Raw genomic sequence first — 18342 nt, forward strand, 5'->3', positions numbered from 1 at the left:
TCTGGCGCTCAAGGCGAATGCCTTGGTGTTCCTTTTGGACTGGGGAAGAGCCCGTCCATGATGAACCTTTCTCAGCGGTTGCTGAGGTGAAGTTCTACCCGGAGGGATCATACAGAACTTTGGCCTGGGAAAGAGTAAGAGAGAGGGGTGGAGAGGCTTGACTCGTCATAGGGGTTGGTCTATGTTGTGAAGTATTGCACTCAACGGGGCAGATAGGGGAGCTAGATGGGGCGCGACAATCTGCTGCCGCTGATGTGTGCCAAGACGAACTATCCCGGGCCTGGTGAGCCTCTCGAGTATCTTAAACTGACTGACCACGCGCTTGACTCGGTGCATGCGGCCGAGGTTCTTTGGGATTCCCGACCCGTTGCTGTGCGCCGTCGCCTTGCTGATCTTATGCATCTGTCAGTCGACGAAGTGCGACGGGTGGTAGTTTTCTTGGCCGGAGCGCACGACGTCGGCAAGTGCTCGCGAGCTTTCTCCGTCAAGAATTCCGAGCTCTGGGCACCTATCGAAGCTGCGCTGGAGGGCTCGTCTCCCACTGATGATCTGGACCAGCCTCATGCCTTCCACTCTGCTCTGGCCCTGGTCCGATGGTTAAGGAGCCGTCCGGACCTGGATATCCCTCCGTCTCTTCAATTCGATCTTGCCGCTGTTCCTGGTGGCCACCACGGGGTCTATCAACGAAAGACAGATTTGTCTTTCCCTCTGGAGCTGGTGGGGGAGGCGGAGGGGGAGGACCCGTGGTTTGCCGCCCAATCGGCACTTCTTGATCTTATTGCTGAGCGGACGAGCGCTATTTCTGCGCTCAACGCTCTGAAAGTACCGTTTCTCGGCAATATTGTCGTTTCTCTTCTGACTGGCCTGGTCATTCAAGCCGACTGGACTGCCAGCAACTCTTTCTATTATCCCCTAGGGCCGGTCTCTGGGGATGGTCGACCGGCACGTGAACATCGTGCGGCCTCCCTGACCAATCGTCAGGCCGCCCCTAGATTCACCGATCCAAGCCTTGCAATGACGGCGGATCACTTTATCTCCAGCAGATTTGCTCGGTCCCGATCGTTTTCAGCCAATCCGTATCAGCGTCAGGCTTGGAACATCGCGTGTGGACTATCGGATCCTGCCGGGTTGCTTCTGGTCGAGGCGCCCACCGGTCAGGGTAAAACTGAGCTGGCTCTCACTTACGCTGAGGTTCTCGCTGCTCGGTTCGGCTACGAAGGGCTGGCCTTCCTACTTCCCACCACGGCAACCGCCGACGGTGTCCTCGGTCGTATTCGGGGATGGTTGGAAAGAGCTCTTCCGCGGGACCAGGTTGCCTCTATGGGGCTGGCCCACGGCCGTGCCGAACTCAACGAATTTTTCACTGAGCTCCCCTCACGCCCACATGCCCCGATCGATGACCTGGACGCTCCATCGGAGCGGGTCTATGCCGATGCAGCTTGTGCGCGCCGAAAGCTGCGCCTGAATTCGCACGTAGTCGTTGGCACTATCGATCAGCTGCTATTCGCGGGTCTAGATTCCAAACACGTCAGTATTCGCCATGAGGGACTGGCTGGGAAAGTCGTGATTATCGACGAGGTCCACGCTACGACTCCTTACATGCGGGTGTTTCTCAGTGCCGCGTTGCGTTGGCTCTCGGCGTTACGTGTACCGGTGGTCGTCATGACTGCTACCTTGCCGCCCGCGGCTCGTGACGACATCGTCAATGCCTATCGTGAGTCACTCGGGTGGCGTGAACGGGACCGGCTTCAGCAACGTGGAAATCCCCTGGCCTCGTCGGCCGCGGGAACTGATGTGTTTTCTGATGATTATCCCCGCCTGTGCTATATCTCCCCGGAGGATCCTACTCAGGACCTGGCCATTCCCGTCCCACTGGACCAGACCCCAACTGAACTCACAGTGAGTGTCATCGAGGACAGCGACGCGGAATTGGCCGCTCGCCTGGACGAAGGAACTCGCGACGGCGGATGTGTGGCGGTCATATGCAACACGATTCGACGCGCCCAGGAACTCTATAGGGAAGTCAGCAAGCGCGTCGGCGGGGGAGTCGTCCTCCTGCATTCACAGTTCACCGCAGCAGACCGTGCCTCGCGGGAACGTGCACTTCTGAGACAACTTGGTCCTGCAGATTCCCCGGAAGTCACTCGTCCGCATCGTCTGATCGTGATCGGAACGTCAGTCTTGGAGCAATCCCTCGACATCGACGTAGACCTGTTAGTCACCGACCTGGCTCCGATGGATCTTCTCATTCAGCGTTGTGGCAGGCTCCACAGGCACCCCGGAAGAGTGCGCCCCAGGGGCCTCGATAGTCCGCGGGTACTCATCCGAGGGGTTTCATTCCTTGCGGGGAGTCCAGTTTTGGACCAGGCCGCTGCCTCGATCCATCCGAAAAGTATCCTCTATGAAACCTTGGCTGCCATCACCCACGTAGGGAGTCCGCAACAGGGAACCCTCCGGCTGCCCCACGAAGCCAGTCACCTGGTGCGTCAGGTTTATCTCGAACGACCCGCCAAAGAACGAGGATGGAATCTGGACTTGGATTCGCTTCGCGATGAAGAAGGGCGGGAAGTCAATGCGAGATGCGCCATCGCAAGATCCGCTTGTCTGCGTTCGCCGGCCTATGCCGAGTTCGAGGGTGCGCTGCCCGGTGTGGGTTCGCGTGAGGACCTCATGCGTCGCAACAACTGGACAGAACAGGAAGCCTTTGATGCCGCTCGAGTCCGTGACGCAGAGGACTCCTTCGAAGTGATCCTGGTGCGGGACGATGATGGCGCTGTATCCGCGGCCAGCCCGAACAGCCCGCTGAACGATGTACGGCTGACTGATCTGGCAGTGCTGACTGCTATGCAAGCCCAAGAGTTCCTCATGCAACGTATCCGGTTACCCCGACGTCTCATTACGGCTGGAACGTACTCCGCGGAGGCTCGGGAGGCGCGGACTCTGGCGGTCCTGGACGAGCTCGAAGCTCAAAAGGTTGACCTGTTCCAGCAGCACCGTTTGCTCGCTGGCGAGCTGGTACTACGTCTCGACTCAGACCTGAAAACGAAGCTCGGCGGAAAAACTCTCGAGTACTCGTCGGAATTCGGTTTGATGCTTCACAACTGTTCAGGAGGCAGCGATGGCTGACCAGTCACGACCATCATTCGACCTGTGGTCCCAAGCTTGGATCCCCGTCAAATTAGGCCAAAACTCACTTTTGGTATCCATTCAGGACTTCTTCGACCGGGCCGGCGAACTGGCCTACTTTGAGGGAGAGGTGCCGACCATGCCGCTTGCCATTCAGCGGATTCTGTCCACGGTTCTGAGGCAGGCCGTCGAGCCCAGACAGGGCGAGAACGGCCACCAGGTATGGGCCAGAATTTGGAAGGAAGGCCGATTCCCGATGGACGAAATCAGGTCCTACGGGCAGGCATACTCCGGCCGGTTCGATCTTTTCCACCCCGAAAGGCCCTTTTTGCAGGCTCCCGGATTGGCGACGGTCAAGAACGAATACCTTAAACCTGCCGCTCTGCTCTCCACAGTGCCTCGTGGTAGTTCGCAATTCACTTCGCGAGCGGGAGAGCAGACAGACACAATGAGCCCTGCGGAGGCTGCCCAGTGGGTTATACATGCGATGGGGTTCGATGTGGCGGGTATTAAGCCGGGTGCCCTCGGCGACGACCGCGCGAAGGGAGGAAAGGGTTACGGCATCGGCACGGGCTGGCTGGGGAGGCTCGGTGCCTTTCGTCTGGTTGGCAAGGATCTATTTGAAACACTCATGTTCAATACCCGGTTTCAAGGGTACGACGACGCTGTACAGGATATGGCGTTGTGGGAGCGCGATGATGTCTTGACCGGCGCGGTGTCAAGGCCTGAGAACAGTCAGCCGAGGGGAGATGCGGATCTCTATACCTGGCCTTCTCGCCGCATCCGCCTCCATTTCACTGGCACCGGGGAGGTTGACGGAGTGCTGATCACTCAGGGGGACCGACTTCTCGCCTATGGTCAGGAAAGGACGGAGCCCGCGTCGTTCTGGAGGAACAGTCCTGCACAAGCTAAAGCGCTAGGGACCTCGAACGCAGTATTCATGCCACGGTCTCACGACCCAAATCGGGCCGCTTGGCAGCGCATCGATTCTGTTCTTGCTCATCCTGGGACCGTTCCCCTTAAGGGGCAGGAAAAAGTTGTTATGCCGCTGCTTATCAGCCAATTGCGAGAACTAATCGCGAATGGGGTGCTTTCGTCGGACACGAAGGTTCTGGTCGAAACCGTGGGTTTGGTTTATGGAACACAGGACTCTGTGGTAACGGATATGTACTCCGATCGCGTTTCCTTCGCTTCGCGGCTCCTCCTTCCCCCGAGTATCAGGGCTCGTGCACGGGTGGTCGATATCGCTCGGCTGACGGACGAGATGGCTCACCAGGTGGCTTACAGAGTCAAGGACGCGCGCGAAGCGGCAGGAGCTTCCGGAGAGAATACGTCAGCGACCGTGCTCAGCAGGCTGTACTTCGATATTGATCCTGCATTTCGAAGATGGCTGAACGATCTGGACGTCGATCGGGTGGACGAACACATCGAAAACTGGTGCTCGACTCTGTTCGACCTGCTGATGACAACGGCCAAGGCTGAGATGCTTCGCCTCGGGCCGCGTGCACTCGTGGGGCGTTCAGGCGCCGAAACTGCGCGAGGCACGAGCGCATTGTCTGCTTTCAATGCTCTCGTCTCCACGTTGCGCAAAAGACTCAAACCTATACCTGCGGACACTCCGCGAGAAGGAGCCCACTCATGAACGAACGGCATACCGGTATGAAGCCGAGAGAGTTTGTTCGATCTCGTATCAGGGGACTCGTAGCGGCCACAGAGGCGGGCCGCACCGATGTGCCGGCTCGTCTAGCTGCATTGAGACGGGGCGTGGGCAAGATGCCGGGCACAGATCCGTCCATCTGGGAAGTCACGCTGGAGGGGTTGGACGTTCCGGTCTCCCGGGCCAACTCCTCGCCGACCGCCGAAGAGTGGGCTGCGCACCTCGCGCTGACCAGTTTTGCCCTTCATCAGCAGTCGATCTCCGAGCCCATGCAACGTTCTGAGCGAACCTTCGGAGAGGCGATCCGGCTCCTCGAGGCGGCACGCGGTGAGAACGGCGGTGGGGTGCGGCGACGTTTAGACGCCCTTGTCACGGCAAGTTCGGGAGCCGAATTTCAACATCACCTGGGCGCCCTCATTCGTATGTTGCGTGCAGAACGGATCGGATTCGACTACCCGCGGTTCGCCGCGGAAATTACCCGTTTCCTCAATCCCCGGACCCGTTCCCGGGCCCAGCTGGAATGGGCCAGGCAGTATTCACGTACTACTTTGGCCCCGGTCCTCGCAGGTAATTCCACTACCACCGATCAGGAGCAATCATGAACAACCTCTACATCGACGTGCACGTTCTGCAGACGTTGCCCCCAAACAACATCAATCGGGATGAGACTGGTAGCCCCAAGTCGGCTATCTTCGGCGGGGCGGTTCGTCAACGTATCTCAAGCCAGGCATTCAAACGAGCGGTCCGCACGGACATGGCGAAATCCATCAGCGGGAACCGACTCGGGCTGCGTACCAAGGATCTTCCTGTCCAGGTGCAGCAGGCGGTCCTCGAGCTGACGGATGCAAGCCCCGAAACAGCTATGCAATGGGCGCTTGAGGCGCTCAAGGCCGCTGGTCTGAAACCCGAGCGACCCAAAACAAAGAAGAGCGATGAACCAAAGCCGGAAGAGACCAAGTACCTTGTCTTCGTCGGACAGTACCAGGTGAAGAAGCTCGCTCGGCTCGCCGTCGAAAACCAAGGAACGTTCACCGAAAAGTCCGCCAAGACGGCTGCTAAGGCAGCCTTGAAACAGGACCAAGCGATCGACGTATCACTTTTCGGTCGCATGGTTGCGGACGCCGCCGACCTGAATGTCGACGCCGCGGTTCAGGTCGCTCACTCGATCAGTGTTCACGAGAACACTCCTGAATTCGACTACTTCACGGCCGTGGATGATCTGCGTGGTGAAGACGAGCAAGGCGCGGACATGATCGGGACTGTGGAATTTACTGCATCCACTGTTTACCGCTACGCCACGCTCAACGTACCGGCACTCATGGAAAATCTGGGCGACGCCGATGCGACCTCACTGGCCTCGGCCGAATTCGTCCGCAGCTTTATACGAGCCATGCCTACGGGCAAACAGAACACCTTTGCCAACCGCACACTGCCCAGCGTCGTCGTGGTCTCGTTCTCCACGAGTCAGCCTTCCAACTGGGTCGGAGCATTCGAGAAACCTGTGCTTGCCGGGCAGAACGGGTACGTGTACGAGGCGGCCACGGCGATGGCCAAGTATGCGACAGATCTGGACGCGGCCTACGGCGAGTCGGCGACTCGACTTGTCCTGGCACTGCCGGTGGCAGGGGACAGTATTGCCAGACTGGGGGAAACGGTCGATCTGGATGCCCTTGTGGAACGAGTTCGTGAGGTTGCAGCCGACGTGGCAGCCGGGAGGTGAATACTATGTCATCCACTCTTCTCATCAACCTGAAGGGGCCACTTCAGGCGTGGGGTGTAGACAGCGTCTTTCCCGTACGTCGCACCGGCAGGGTGCCTTCGAAGTCCGGCGTACTCGGGATGGTGGCTTGCGCCCTCGGCCGGCGTCGAGGCGAGTCCCTCGAAGATTTGGCTAGTCTCGAATTCGCGGTTCGGATTGAACGTCAAGGTGTCCTTATGGAGGACAACCACAACGCAACCCGCGCCGGATCGGTCACGCCGATGCTGTCTCGGAGGCAATACCTTTGTGACGCCCATTTCACCGCCGGGCTCGGGGGAGACCGAGAGGAGCTTGAGGTCATACGGCGGGCACTTTTACACCCGCGTTGGCCGCTTTATCTGGGCCGACGCTCGTGTCCACCTATGGGTCCCGTGGTACATAGCTTGGTAGAAGGGCGGCCGGTCGAAATCCTTAAGGACCTCCCGGCCCAGGAGAGCGAAGTCTTCGCACGGCATCGCTCGGACGAAGACCGGGTCGTACTGGACATTTACACCGATGCGCGGCCCGAGTCGACTCGATACGAAGTCGCCCGAGACATCCCAGTGGATTTCTCGCTCGAGCGTCGCATTCACCATGAACGACGATTTGAGGAGAACAGATCTCAGAAGGTCGCCTTCGCGCATGCTCGTCAGCGTTCCGAGCCAACGATGCCAACACCACCGGACTTGGGCCTTCACGATCCGATGTCAATTTCCTCGAGTTTCGGTGAGTGCGGGTCCTGCTATCAAGGCGGGCCGGCTGGTAAATCCGTCGGCACAGAGGAGACCTGATGACAACTCTTTCAAGAATCGTGATCGATCCGAAGTCCCGGGAGGCGGTGCGTATTCTTTCAAATCCCAGGAGAGTGCACGGCGAGCTTGCTCGGCTGACGGATGGAATGAAGTACGCCCAGGGCCGACTCCTCTGGAGGCTAGACCGGCTTGGCGAACAGATTGTTCTCCATATCGTCACCCCAGCACCGGTGGACCTTGCTGAGCTGAACGGTCGCATTGGACGTCTAGGCAGCCAGCCCGCGAGTCTGGATTTGGGGGCCGCGCTTGCGAAGGTGCGACCAGGGCAGCGTCTCCGTTTCAGCCTCCGAGCCAACGTGATCAAACACGTGGTGCGAGCGGGATCCACTAACGCTTCAAAACCACATCTGACGCGAGGCAAACCAATGGGGCTGATCAAGGAGGAAGAGCAACAGGAGTGGCTCGTTCGACAGGGCGAGAGATTCGGTTTCAGCGTCGATCGTCGTGAAGTCGCAACACGAACCCTACCCCAAGAGCGGATCGGCAAGTGGACAGCTGATGGTAGGCGCGAGCGGACGGTGACGCTCAATGTGGTGCAGTTCGATGGGATCCTGACAGTAACAGATCCGGAGCGGCTCCTGGCGGGGCTAAGCCAAGGAATCGGCAAAGGGAAAGCTTACGGTCTTGGAATGCTGACGATTTCTCCGGTAACTCATGTCTGAACGACAAGTTGCCGGTCGACCGTCTCCACGTTCATCCTTGGGAAGAGCGTCCGACCGCATTTCCTTTCTCTACGTCCAGAGGGCGACGGTGCATCGCGATCAGAACGCGATCACATTTCAGGATGAGTCCGGTGTGTTCAACGTTCCTTCAGCGATGATCCAAGTCCTGTTGCTGGGGCCAGGCACGAGGATCACCCATGCCGGGATGTCATTGCTGAGCGAATCGGGGACCTCCGTGGTCTGGGTCGGAGGAGGGGGCGTGCGTTGTTATGCGCACGCACGACCCCTATCCGGCAATACACGGCTACTCCAAGAGCAGGCCCGCCTGGTTTCATCGACCAGATCCCGCCTGGCTGTGGGCAAGAAGATGTATTCGATGCGGTTCCCAGACGAAGAAGTCAAACACTTGACAATGCAACAGCTTCGAGGGAGAGAGGGATCGCGAGTACGCCGAATCTACCGCGAAGCATCCGAACAATACGGTGTCTGTTGGAAGCGGCGGGTCTATAAGACGGGAGATTTTGAGGCTTCGGATGAGATCAACCAGGCACTCACTGCTGCCCACCAATGCCTTTACGGAATTGTCCACGCCGTGATTGTGGCCTTGGGCCTCTCACCCGGGCTCGGGTTCGTCCACACGGGACATGAGAACTCTTTCGTTCATGATGTCGCAGACCTGTACAAAGCGGAGACGACCATTCCGCTGGCTTTCCGTATTACAGCCGAGAACCCTGACGACGTAGCTTCTCGTGTTCGTCATGCAGTCCGCGAACAGATCACTTCTCAGGCATTTATGGAGCGTTGCGTTCGGGACATTCATCAGCTCATCCTTCCCCGCAACAGGACGGAGGAGGACCTCTCATCGAGAGTTGCCCTTTGGGGGCTCTTCGCAGTTGAGGGGGTAGGTGGCTGAGCGCGTCGGTCGCCGGATGAGGGTCGAGGCCTTCCGATGATGGAAGTTCTCACACTGACCATCTGCCGGAAGACCTCGACGTGCACCACGCTACCTTCGCGACCCCTGATCTGACCGTGTTCTGCCATCTCGACGAGCTCGGCCTCGTGGCCACCGGTCAGCTTTTTGAGCCGGATCGCGCGGTGATCGAGTGCCGCGTCGCCGAGCCGGATCCGTGGTGCCGGGGATGCGGTAGCCAGGCGCTCTCGCGCGGGACGGACACGCGGCGTCTCGCCCACGAGCCGTTCGGTCATCGCCCGACGACGCTGCTGGTCCGGGTCCGCCGCTACAAGTGCTCGGGATGCGGACGGTCCTGGCGTGAGGACCTCACGGCAGCGGCGCCCGAGCGAGCCAAGCTGTCCCGTAGCGGGATGCGGTGGGCGTTGGAAGCGCTCGTGATCGACCACCTCACCGTCGCCCGCGTCGCCGCCGGACTCGGTGTCGGTTGGCACACGGCGAACAACGCGGTCCTCGCTGAAGGGCGTCGAGTGCTGATCGACGATCCCGCCCGGTTCGACGGCGTCGCCGTGATCGGCGTCGACGAGCACGTCTGGCGCCACACGAGAGTCGGCGACAAGTACGTCACCGTCATCATCGACCTCACCCCGAACCGCGACAAGACCGGCCCCGCCCGTCTGCTGGACATGATCGAGGGTCGCTCGAAAGCCGTGTTCAAGACCTGGCTCGCCGCACGCCCGCAGGACTGGCGCGATGGTGTCGAGGTCGTCGCGATGGACGGGTTCACCGGCTTCAAGACCGCCGTCAGCGAGGAGCTCCCGGACGCGCAGGCGGTGATGGACCCGTTCCACGTCGTCCGCCTCGCCGGCGACGCCCTCGACACCTGCCGTCGTCGCGTCCAGCAGTGCCTGCACGGCCGGCGGGGCCGCAAAAACGATCCGCTCTACAAGGCCCGCCGCATCCTCCACACCGGCGCGCAGCTGCTCACTGACCGGCAGCAGACCCGTCTCGAGGCACTGTTCGCGGTCTCCGAGCACGTCGAGGTCGAGGCGACCTGGGGCATCTACCAGCGCGTGATCGCTGCCTACCGCGAACCCGATCGGAAGACGGCGAAGAAGCTGATGACAGCCGTCATCGATTCCGTCTCCAGCGGCGTCCCCGCCGCGCTCGTGGAGGTCCGCAAGCTCGGCCGCACGCTCAAGCAGCGCGCCGCCGACATCCTCGCGTTCTTCGACCGGCCCGGCACGTCCAACGGGCCAACAGAGGCGATCAACGGGCGCCTGGAACACCTCCGCGGCTCCGCCCTCGGATTCCGGAACCTCACGAACTACATAGCCCGATCGCTGCTCGACACCGGCGGCTTCAGGAACCACCTACACCCTCAAATGCGATGAGCCAGATTCAGGGCCCAGGTAGCCCGGGTAGAGAGCCCAGGGAACACCCCCGCAGGCGCGGGGAAGATCCGATGCGGGGCAAGGTAATTTTCACGCCACGGGGAACACCCCCGCAGGCGCGGGGAAGATGGTTTTGAGGGCGTCACCGACGGCGCGAACGAGGGAACACCCCCGCAGGCGCGGGGAAGATACTGCTTTCCGTAGCCAACTGTAGTCTCAAGCAACAAAATTCATTCACTTTCGACGAGGTCAGGATCGCAGGACAAGTCTAATCTTTGGTGCGTTTAAGGAACCGCCTGCGCGATGCCTTGCTCCATCCCCTATCTGGCGTACGTCCTGACTCCCCCGATTCCTGGCCCTTAAATTGAGGAGAGTCGTTGGGGCCGCCCGACGCCTCGGAATCGAAGTTTTTAGTTCGAGAGATGGTCCCGCTGACCGGCCCCGGTAACGGACGTTGCATCAGGGTCAGGCCATCAAAATCTTTGGGAGTCCAATCGTGTCGATGTACTCGAAAATCCAGCCCTTGCTCGTTATCGGCGTCAATGACCATGATGGAACGTCCGTTCTTGGCCAGGTCCACCGTCGCCTTCCAGATCTCGTCACGAACCCGCGCACTAACACAGCCCACAAATACCCCGGCTGAAATTTCAAGCAACCAACGGGTGATAAATCCGCGCAGTCCAGCAGGACAAGCGGTGAGGATGAGGACCGTCACGCTATCCAGCCCTCCTGATTTATTCCACCCTCCACAAACCCTTGATGGGGATCCCAAAGGGGCTCATCGCATTTGAGGGTGTAGGTGGTTCCTGAAGCCGCCGGTGTCGAGCAGCGATCGGGCTATGTAGTTCGTGAGGTTCCGGAATCCGAGGGCGGAGCCGCGGAGGTGTTCCAGGCGCCCGTTGATCGCCTCTGTTGGCCCGTTGGACGTGCCGGGCCGGTCGAAGAACGCGAGGATGTCGGCGGCGCGCTGCTTGAGCGTGCGGCCGAGCTTGCGGACCTCCACGAGCGCGGCGGGGACGCCGCTGGAGACGGAATCGATGACGGCTGTCATCAGCTTCTTCGCCGTCTTCCGATCGGGTTCGCGGTAGGCAGCGATCACGCGCTGGTAGATGCCCCAGGTCGCCTCGACCTCGACGTGCTCGGAGACCGCGAACAGTGCCTCGAGACGGGTCTGCTGCCGGTCAGTGAGCAGCTGCGCGCCGGTGTGGAGGATGCGGCGGGCCTTGTAGAGCGGATCGTTTTTGCGGCCCCGCCGGCCGTGCAGGCACTGCTGGACGCGACGACGGCAGGTGTCGAGGGCGTCGCCGGCGAGGCGGACGACGTGGAACGGGTCCATCACCGCCTGCGCGTCCGGGAGCTCCTCGCTGACGGCGGTCTTGAAGCCGGTGAACCCGTCCATCGCGACGACCTCGACACCATCGCGCCAGTCCTGCGGGCGTGCGGCGAGCCAGGTCTTGAACACGGCTTTCGAGCGACCCTCGATCATGTCCAGCAGACGGGCGGGGCCGGTCTTGTCGCGGTTCGGGGTGAGGTCGATGATGACGGTGACGTACTTGTCGCCGACTCTCGTGTGGCGCCAGACGTGCTCGTCGACGCCGATCACGGCGACGCCGTCGAACCGGGCGGGATCGTCGATCAGCACTCGACGCCCTTCAGCGAGGACCGCGTTGTTCGCCGTGTGCCAACCGACACCGAGTCCGGCGGCGACGCGGGCGACGGTGAGGTGGTCGATCACGAGCGCTTCCAACGCCCACCGCATCCCGCTACGGGACAGCTTGGCTCGCTCGGGCGCCGCTGCCGTGAGGTCCTCACGCCAGGACCGTCCGCATCCCGAGCACTTGTAGCGGCGGACCCGGACCAGCAGCGTCGTCGGGCGATGACCGAACGGCTCGTGGGCGAGACGCCGCGTGTCCTCCCGCGCGAGAGCGCCTGGCTACCGCATCCCCGGCACCACGGATCCGGCTCGACGACGCGGCACTCGATCACCGCGCGATCCGGCTCAAAAAGCTGACCGGTGGCCACGAGGCCGAGCTCGTCGAGATGGCAGAACACGGTCAGATCAGGGGTCGCGAAGGTAGCGTGGTGCACGTCGAGGTCTTCCGGCAGATGGTCAGTGTGAGAACTTCCATCATCGGAAGGCCTCGACCCTCATCCGGCGACCGACGCGCTCAGCCACCTACCCCCTCAACTGCGAAGAGCCGCCATTGGGCCGTGGCCGCGCCGATGCCGAAGTCGTTCATGATGTCCGGGATCGCCACGGACAGAACCGTTTCGTTGAGGATCATGATGAGCGCCGAAACGACCAGGACGGCCAGGACACTCACGATGTGCCGTGTCGTCAGTACTTCGGGAGAGCGATCCGAGTCCGACTCTGACCGCGCCGCGGCGTCGTCCTGCTGAACGGACGGGGTCCGGGAGTTCGTGTGCGAGGCGTCTGAGGACATACACGTACCTAGTTTCTGTGAGAAGTGGAGCCCCGATAGTGTCACAGTGCGCCACTCCGGCGTAAGTGCCATGAACCTGTGATGTCCGGCATGGTCGCGGCGATCAACAACGTTCGGGCTGAGGCCACGAGCCGAGTCCCGACCTAACCCCAGTGCCCACTCATCGGCCGAATCGTCAGTTCCTTCACGGCGGCCTCCCCTGACTCCACCGTGAGGGCCACGCGGCGCTCGCCAGCGCCGGGGAAAGCGAAGGAAGAGATCGATTCCTCGCCCTCGTTCAGGAACACCTCGACCGATCCGCGATCAACCAGGACACGCAGCGCGAGGGTGCCGTCCTCCGTCGCTCTGGCAGGAGCGGAACGTATTCCGCGATCGGCAGTCACTGACGCACGTCGGTCCAGCACAACGCGTCCCATTTGGTCGTCGTAGGCCACGAATGCTGCTTCCGCCCCGTCGCTCGTACGACCAATGGACAGCCCCGCCCGTTCGGCCGTCGTGGCGTGCAGGTCCAGCACCAGGTCGATCTCGGCCGTGTCGATACCGGCCACAACATCGCGCACACCCTCCGAGGCAGTGAAGGTCCCGAAGGCGCGGGAATCTTTGCGCAGGAGCGCGATCTCGGCCGCCGGGCGGTTGCGCAGACGTAGGCGGTCGTCCAAGGAAAGGACCCGTGGAACGGTCAGCTGGCCCGCCCATTCGTCGGCCTGAGTCGGCAGTTTGCGGTCGAACGCGCCCATCCACGCGAACAGGATCCGTCGGCCGTCGGGAGCTTCAAAGGTCTGCGGCGCATAGAAATTGTGGCCCCAATCGAGGTGGCGGTATTCGGTCAACGGGGAGAAATCGCCCCCGGGCGTCCATTCGCCGACCACGTACCCCGCATGGTGACCGTTGCGCCCGGTGTAGCCGCGCGGTGTGCGGCCCATGGGGCAGATGAGAAGCACCCAGTGATCGCCCAGGGGGAAGAAATCCGGGCACTCCAGCATGAACGAGTCCTCGTCCGGGTCCCGGTAGAGGATGCGGTCGAACACCCAGTCGGTCAGATTCTCGGAGCGGTACAACCAGACCTCTCCCCGGTTCCGGGCCGAGCACGCGCCGAAGACCATCCACCAGGTTCCCTCCGTGCGCCAGACCTTGGGATCGCGGAAATGAAGCAGATCCGCGGGGCCTTCGACCACGACGCCGTGCTTTTCGAAGGTCACCCCGTCCGAGGAAACCGCCATGCACTGGACTTGGATGTTTCCTTCATCCTCGTTGATCCCGTTGCGCCAACGATGGCCCGTGTAAAAGGCATAGAGGCGGCCGTCGTCGCCCTCCACGGCGGAACCGGAGAACACACCGTCACGGTCCTCCTCGAGAGAAGGCGCCAGGGCGATCGGTTCTCTGGTCCAGGTGACGAGATCCTCGCTGGAAACGTGTCCCCAATGCATGGGTCCCCACTGCGACGAATGGGGGTGATGCTGGAAGTAGGCGTGGTACCGACCTTGGTAGAAGCACAGCCCGTTGGGATCGTTGATCCATCCTGCGGGGGCCGCGATGTGGAATTGCGGATACCACCGGTCGTTGCGTTGCTCCCTCAGGGCGAGGTTCGCGGACTGTGCGGCGTCGATACGGTTCTTCAGAGTCGAGTCGGGCATGGGAGATTACGCTTTCTGGGATTCTCGTGGGGCATCTCGGAGGAAGGGGTCGCCCTGTACGTCCTGGTCGTCCCTCTTGAGGACCAAGAACCCATACGCGGCGGCGATCAAAACGATGCCGGCGATGACGTAGAACGTCGGTTGGTAACCGATCGCGTCGCGCAGGTTTCCCAGTACGGGGGAGAGAAGGATGTTCCCGATCTGGGATGCCAGCTGGAAACCGACCATGTACATCGTTGCGGACAGAGCAGGGTTGAAATGAACCGTGAAGTATCGAAAGACGGGGAGGATGCAGAGGGCGACTTCGGGCGCGTGGAACATCTTGACGAAAGAGATCATCACCGGGTCGTGGAAGACGGCGCACCCAAGGATCCGCAGGAACATGACCATCATCCCCAGCATCAGAGTGTTCTTGACCCCGATTTTCCGCATCAGAATGGGTACCAGGCCCAACATGATGGCTTCCAGGAAAACCTGCACGGAATTGAGCACTCCGTAGACCTGTTGACCGTGGCTCGGAGTGTCGAAGAGTTTGGTGTAGAAGTCGGGGAACATCTGCTGGTCGAAGACCGTGTAGAAGGTCCAGGAGAGCAGAACGAACACGACCATCGCCCACAGCGAGGGAAGGCGCAGTACGCCGAGCATCTCGCGGAGCCCCGGCGTGGTATCCGCCCTGGTGGGATCCATGGTGGTGGTCATCTCTTCCCGGGGCGGGGTGGCCGGTGCTTTCCACAGAGTCAGGACGAGGAAGCACAGAATGCCGAACACGGATCCGAGCCAGAAGTTCAGATTCGGTTTGACCGTGAAGAGGAACCCGGCAATCAGGGCCACAACCGCGTATCCGAAAGAGCCCCACATGCGAGCCTGGCCGTACTCGTAGTTGTAGGTGCGCGACAGGCGTTCGGAGAACGCCTCCATCAGTCCCGCCGCCGCGACGAAGCCTGCAGAGAGCACGACCGCACCCACGATGGTCCCGACCATGAACGCATTCTCCAGCAGCGGCCGGTACACCCAGATCATGAAAGGGCCGATCAACGACATGATGATCGAGGCCCCGATCACCAGGTGACGTCGGATGCCCAGTCGGTCCTGGACGGCGCCGTAAGCGAGCATGATGACCAGGGTTCCGACCGAGTTGATCGAGTAAACGGTTCCGACCGCGCCACCGCTGAGGCCCAGCCCCGAGCTCTCGTCCGTCAGCCAAATCTGAAAGAACGACCACCAGACGCCCCACGAGGCGAAGAAGAGGAGGAGAGTCAGGGAGCTCTGCTGGTAGGCGGGATCCTTGAGCTGCTGCTTGATTCTGGAGGAGTCGGCCACGCTGCCACTTCCTTGTGATTCGTCGTCGGGCATGTCGATTGTCATGCTAAATCGATTTAGCAAAACGGTATCACCGATCTCTCGCGTGGTCCACGTCTCACGTAGGATGGGCTACGGCCGGGCCCGGACGGGCGAGAGCCGGTGGCTAACGAGGAGATCCATGAGCAAGCGCCCTACTCAGGCCGACGTCGCCCGCAGCGCGGGGGTGTCCGCGACCACCGTGAGTCTCGTGCTCAATGGCAGGACCGGAACGAGGATCTCCGACGACGCCGCACGTCGGGTCAGGGTCGCCGCGGAGACGCTCGGTTATTCCCCGGATCCGACCGCCCTGAGCCTGCGCACGGGACGGACCAGGACTCTCGGCTTCGTCTCCGACGGCGTCACGGTGACCCGCTATGCCTCAGCGATGATCCGTGGAGTCTTGGACGCGGCAGAATCGAAGGGGCAGAGCGTCATGATGGCCGAGGTGGATGACCATCCGAACCGTTGGGAGAGGGCCATCGTCGACCTCTCGGACCGCAAGGTCGATGCCATCGTCGTCGGTCTCATGGTCGCCCGCAAGATCGAATTGCCGCCCATGCCTTCCGGGGTCTCGACGGTGATCGTCAACGGTCTGTCGGGCGGACTCCCGAGCGTTCTTCCGGACGAATTCGAAGCGGGACGAGCCGCCGCCGAATATGTGATTCGGGCAGGACACCGTCGCATCGCGTTCGTCGGGCGGTCGGAACGCATGCTGGACCCCGTAGTATCGGCCACAGTCGGACGGCGCTATCAAGGTATCGATCGTGCCATGGCCGATGCGGGACTGCACTTCACCACGACGTGTGACCTGCCCGAGTGGGAACCAGGTCCAGCACGGGAGGCTGCCATGTCCGTGCTCGAGTCGCCGTCACGCCCTACCGCGATTCTTGCGGCGAACGACCGCGTGGCTTTCGGCGTCTACCAGGCGGCGGCAGACCTGGGACTCACGATCGCAGACGACGTATCGGTCATGTCTTTCGACGACGAGGCTTTGGCGGACTACCTGCGCCCCGGGCTGACAACCATGCGACTGCCCTACCGCGACATGGGCATGGCCGGGGTCAGGGAGGCCCTGAACCCGGGCAACGACCTCCTCGAGCTTCCGATGCCGCTGGTGGAGAGGGGATCGGTGGCGCCCCCTCGGGGGTGAACAGGACGGCAGGAAGGTCCCGGTGCGGGCCGTCGGAGTGCGGCGCATCGCTTCGCGGTGAATTGGGCCTTTTGACCGAAACAGGTCTCACGCCCGCCGAAGCCCTGGACGCCGTGACGGGCGGCTTCTGTCCGCCAGAATGCCCATGATTTTGTAATTACCAGACGATCTGCACTCAAGGAGCCGGGAGTTCGAAAGGCTCGCCGCAGGTCATGTATGACGTATTTTTGCCCCGAATGTCGGCCCCGATGCCCCGCCGTGAGCGGGGCAGTACCGTGACGAGAACGTCCAGACAACGACTCGGGGGATTGATATGAACGCGATCAAACTTCACTGGTTCCTGCCGACGAGCTCCGACTCCCGGGGCATCGTCGGAGGAGGTCACGGCGCCAATGTCGTGGGAACCGCGGCGATCAGGCGGCCCGACCTTCGTTACCTGACTCAAGTTGCGCAGGCCGCCGAATACAACGGATTCGAATCCGTGCTGACGCCCACCGGTCTGTGGTGCCAGGACTCGTGGCTGACCACGGCCGCAATCGCCCAGCACACCGAGACCCTCAAATTCCTCGTCGCGTTCCGCCCTGCGGCCATTTCGCCGACTCTCGGGGCACAGATGGCCGCGACCTACCAGGACATTACCGGTGGGCGCCTGAACGTCAATATCGTGACCGGAGGGGAATCCGCGGAACAGCGAGCATTCGGCGACTTCAACGACAAAGACACGAGGTACGCCAAGACGGGTGAATTCCTCGACGTCGTCGGCCGCCTGTGGGACCACGGCGAACCGTTCGACTACGAGGGCGATCACATCCGAGTGGGTCAGGCGCGACTGGCCCATGCCCCCGAGCCGCGTCCCGAGATCTATTTCGGCGGATCCTCCCCGGCCGCGGGCCGAATTGCCGCCGCTCACTCGGACGTCTACCTCACCTGGGGCGAGCCCCCGCAGCAAGCGAAGGAAAAGATCGACTGGATTCGGGGACTGGCCAATGAGCAGGGGCGCAACGTCAGGTTCGGAATCCGGTTGCACACCATCTCGCGGGACACGTCGGAGGAGGCTTGGGCGGTCGCCGAGAAGATGTTGGATGGGCTCGACCCGGAGCTGATCAGGAAGCAGCAGGAAGCGTTGCGCCGGTCCGAGTCGGAAGGCCAGCGGCGGATGCTGGATCTGAACCGCGGGTCGGTCTCGGATCTCGAAATCCACCCTGGGCTCTGGGCCGGCGTGGGACTCGTGCGCGGGGGAGCCGGTACGGCACTCGTCGGGTCCCACCGGGAAGTTGCCGACCTCATCAAGGAATACATTGCGGTCGGGTTCGAAGAATTCGTGCTCTCCGGGTATCCGTGCCTTGAAGAGGCGTATTGGTTCGGCGAAGGCGTACGTCCGCTCCTGGCCAACGAGGGACTCCTGTAAACCGGCCGGATACGGTTGAACGCGCAACATCGGCCGGGAAGTCGGAAACGATGCGTACTCATCGTT

14 protein-coding genes and 1 pseudogene are annotated in these 18342 nt (G+C 61.6%); 10 read left to right on the plus strand and 5 right to left on the minus strand.

What is annotated here, in order from left to right:
* Positions 1-225 precede the first annotated feature (225 nt).
* The 8 genes from cas3 to ACTSLZ_RS04805 all read left to right on the plus strand — a co-directional run bounded on the left by cas3 (position 226) and on the right by ACTSLZ_RS04805 (position 10299).
* A complete protein-coding gene (cas3, locus tag ACTSLZ_RS04770) occupies positions 226-3126 on the plus strand; it encodes a CRISPR-associated helicase Cas3' (RefSeq protein ID WP_443095887.1) in 2901 nt (966 codons plus the stop codon).
* Positions 3119-4768, plus strand: a complete 1650-nt coding sequence (gene casA / locus ACTSLZ_RS04775; RefSeq protein WP_443095888.1) for a type I-E CRISPR-associated protein Cse1/CasA — start codon at positions 3119-3121, stop codon at positions 4766-4768. Before cas3 ends, casA begins: the two co-directional genes overlap by 8 nt.
* Positions 4765-5385 carry a type I-E CRISPR-associated protein Cse2/CasB gene (gene casB, locus ACTSLZ_RS04780; RefSeq protein ID WP_129314921.1) on the plus strand — a complete coding sequence of 207 codons (621 nt, stop codon included), beginning with the start codon at positions 4765-4767 and terminating at the stop codon, positions 5383-5385. Before casA ends, casB begins: the two co-directional genes overlap by 4 nt.
* Positions 5382-6503 carry a type I-E CRISPR-associated protein Cas7/Cse4/CasC gene (gene cas7e / locus ACTSLZ_RS04785; RefSeq protein ID WP_443095889.1) on the plus strand — a complete coding sequence of 374 codons (1122 nt, stop codon included), beginning with the start codon at positions 5382-5384 and terminating at the stop codon, positions 6501-6503. The genes casB and cas7e overlap by 4 nt, the downstream gene beginning before the upstream one ends.
* Before the next feature lie 5 nt (positions 6504-6508).
* Positions 6509-7312, plus strand: a complete 804-nt coding sequence (cas5e, locus tag ACTSLZ_RS04790; RefSeq protein WP_443095890.1) for a type I-E CRISPR-associated protein Cas5/CasD — start codon at positions 6509-6511, stop codon at positions 7310-7312.
* Entirely contained in the window at positions 7312-7995 is a 684-nt protein-coding gene (gene cas6e / locus ACTSLZ_RS04795) for a type I-E CRISPR-associated protein Cas6/Cse3/CasE (protein WP_443095891.1), read from the plus strand. Before cas5e ends, cas6e begins: the two co-directional genes overlap by 1 nt.
* Positions 7988-8908, plus strand: coding sequence for a type I-E CRISPR-associated endonuclease Cas1e (gene cas1e, locus ACTSLZ_RS04800; RefSeq protein ID WP_443095892.1), 921 nt, complete (start codon positions 7988-7990; stop codon positions 8906-8908). Before cas6e ends, cas1e begins: the two co-directional genes overlap by 8 nt.
* An 80-nt stretch (positions 8909-8988) precedes the next feature.
* Positions 8989-10299: an ISL3 family transposase gene (locus ACTSLZ_RS04805; RefSeq protein ID WP_179628043.1), complete on the plus strand. Its 1311-nt coding sequence runs from the start codon at positions 8989-8991 to the stop codon at positions 10297-10299.
* Positions 10300-10567: 268 nt separating this feature from the next.
* On the opposite strand, the gene cas2e is transcribed toward ACTSLZ_RS04805, so the two are convergent.
* From cas2e to ACTSLZ_RS04830, 5 genes and pseudogenes are all read right to left on the minus strand, one after another.
* Entirely contained in the window at positions 10568-11014 is a 447-nt protein-coding gene (gene cas2e, locus ACTSLZ_RS04810) for a type I-E CRISPR-associated endoribonuclease Cas2e (RefSeq protein ID WP_443095893.1), read from the minus strand.
* A gap of 63 nt (positions 11015-11077) precedes the next feature.
* A pseudogene (locus ACTSLZ_RS04815) lies at positions 11078-12387 on the minus strand (ISL3 family transposase).
* A gap of 80 nt (positions 12388-12467) precedes the next feature.
* On the minus strand, positions 12468-12743 hold the full coding sequence (locus ACTSLZ_RS04820; RefSeq protein ID WP_443095894.1) for a hypothetical protein: 276 nt from the start codon (positions 12741-12743) through the stop codon (positions 12468-12470).
* 143 nt (positions 12744-12886) lie between these two features.
* The gene (locus ACTSLZ_RS04825) at positions 12887-14377 is read right to left on the minus strand and encodes a glycoside hydrolase family 32 protein (protein ID WP_443095895.1); all 1491 of its coding nucleotides are present in this window, start codon (positions 14375-14377) and stop codon (positions 12887-12889) included.
* Between the two features lie 6 nt (positions 14378-14383).
* On the minus strand, positions 14384-15742 hold the full coding sequence (locus ACTSLZ_RS04830; RefSeq protein WP_443095896.1) for an MFS transporter: 1359 nt from the start codon (positions 15740-15742) through the stop codon (positions 14384-14386).
* A gap of 115 nt (positions 15743-15857) precedes the next feature.
* Between ACTSLZ_RS04830 and ACTSLZ_RS04835 the strand changes: the two genes are divergently transcribed.
* Together ACTSLZ_RS04835 and ACTSLZ_RS04840 are read left to right on the plus strand one after the other, a co-directional pair.
* Positions 15858-16868 (plus strand): LacI family DNA-binding transcriptional regulator, encoded by a 1011-nt coding sequence (locus ACTSLZ_RS04835; protein ID WP_443095897.1) that lies wholly within the window; start codon positions 15858-15860, stop codon positions 16866-16868.
* Positions 16869-17181: 313 nt separating this feature from the next.
* The gene (locus ACTSLZ_RS04840) at positions 17182-18276 is read left to right on the plus strand and encodes an LLM class flavin-dependent oxidoreductase (RefSeq protein WP_129314646.1); all 1095 of its coding nucleotides are present in this window, start codon (positions 17182-17184) and stop codon (positions 18274-18276) included.
* Positions 18277-18342: the final 66 nt, after the last annotated feature.

The organism is Rothia koreensis (assembly GCF_052232265.1).
GTDB lineage: Bacteria > Actinomycetota > Actinomycetes > Actinomycetales > Micrococcaceae > Rothia > Rothia koreensis.

Bases quoted from the DNA above. Each gene is read 5' to 3' on its own strand.
- cas3 (WP_443095887.1), top strand. From the start codon at position 226: ATGGGGCGCGACAATCTGCTGCCGCTGATGTGTGCCAAGACGAACTAT.
- casA (WP_443095888.1), top strand. From the start codon at position 3,119: ATGGCTGACCAGTCACGACCATCATTCGACCTGTGGTCCCAAGCTTGG.
- casB (WP_129314921.1), top strand. From the start codon at position 4,765: ATGAACGAACGGCATACCGGTATGAAGCCGAGAGAGTTTGTTCGATCT.
- cas7e (WP_443095889.1), top strand. From the start codon at position 5,382: ATGAACAACCTCTACATCGACGTGCACGTTCTGCAGACGTTGCCCCCA.
- cas5e (WP_443095890.1), top strand. From the start codon at position 6,509: ATGTCATCCACTCTTCTCATCAACCTGAAGGGGCCACTTCAGGCGTGG.
- cas6e (WP_443095891.1), top strand. From the start codon at position 7,312: ATGACAACTCTTTCAAGAATCGTGATCGATCCGAAGTCCCGGGAGGCG.
- cas1e (WP_443095892.1), top strand. From the start codon at position 7,988: ATGTCTGAACGACAAGTTGCCGGTCGACCGTCTCCACGTTCATCCTTG.
- ACTSLZ_RS04820 (WP_443095894.1), bottom strand. From the start codon at position 12,743: ATGTCCTCAGACGCCTCGCACACGAACTCCCGGACCCCGTCCGTTCAG.
- ACTSLZ_RS04825 (WP_443095895.1), bottom strand. From the start codon at position 14,377: ATGCCCGACTCGACTCTGAAGAACCGTATCGACGCCGCACAGTCCGCG.
- ACTSLZ_RS04830 (WP_443095896.1), bottom strand. From the start codon at position 15,742: ATGACAATCGACATGCCCGACGACGAATCACAAGGAAGTGGCAGCGTG.
- ACTSLZ_RS04835 (WP_443095897.1), top strand. From the start codon at position 15,858: ATGAGCAAGCGCCCTACTCAGGCCGACGTCGCCCGCAGCGCGGGGGTG.
- ACTSLZ_RS04840 (WP_129314646.1), top strand. From the start codon at position 17,182: ATGAACGCGATCAAACTTCACTGGTTCCTGCCGACGAGCTCCGACTCC.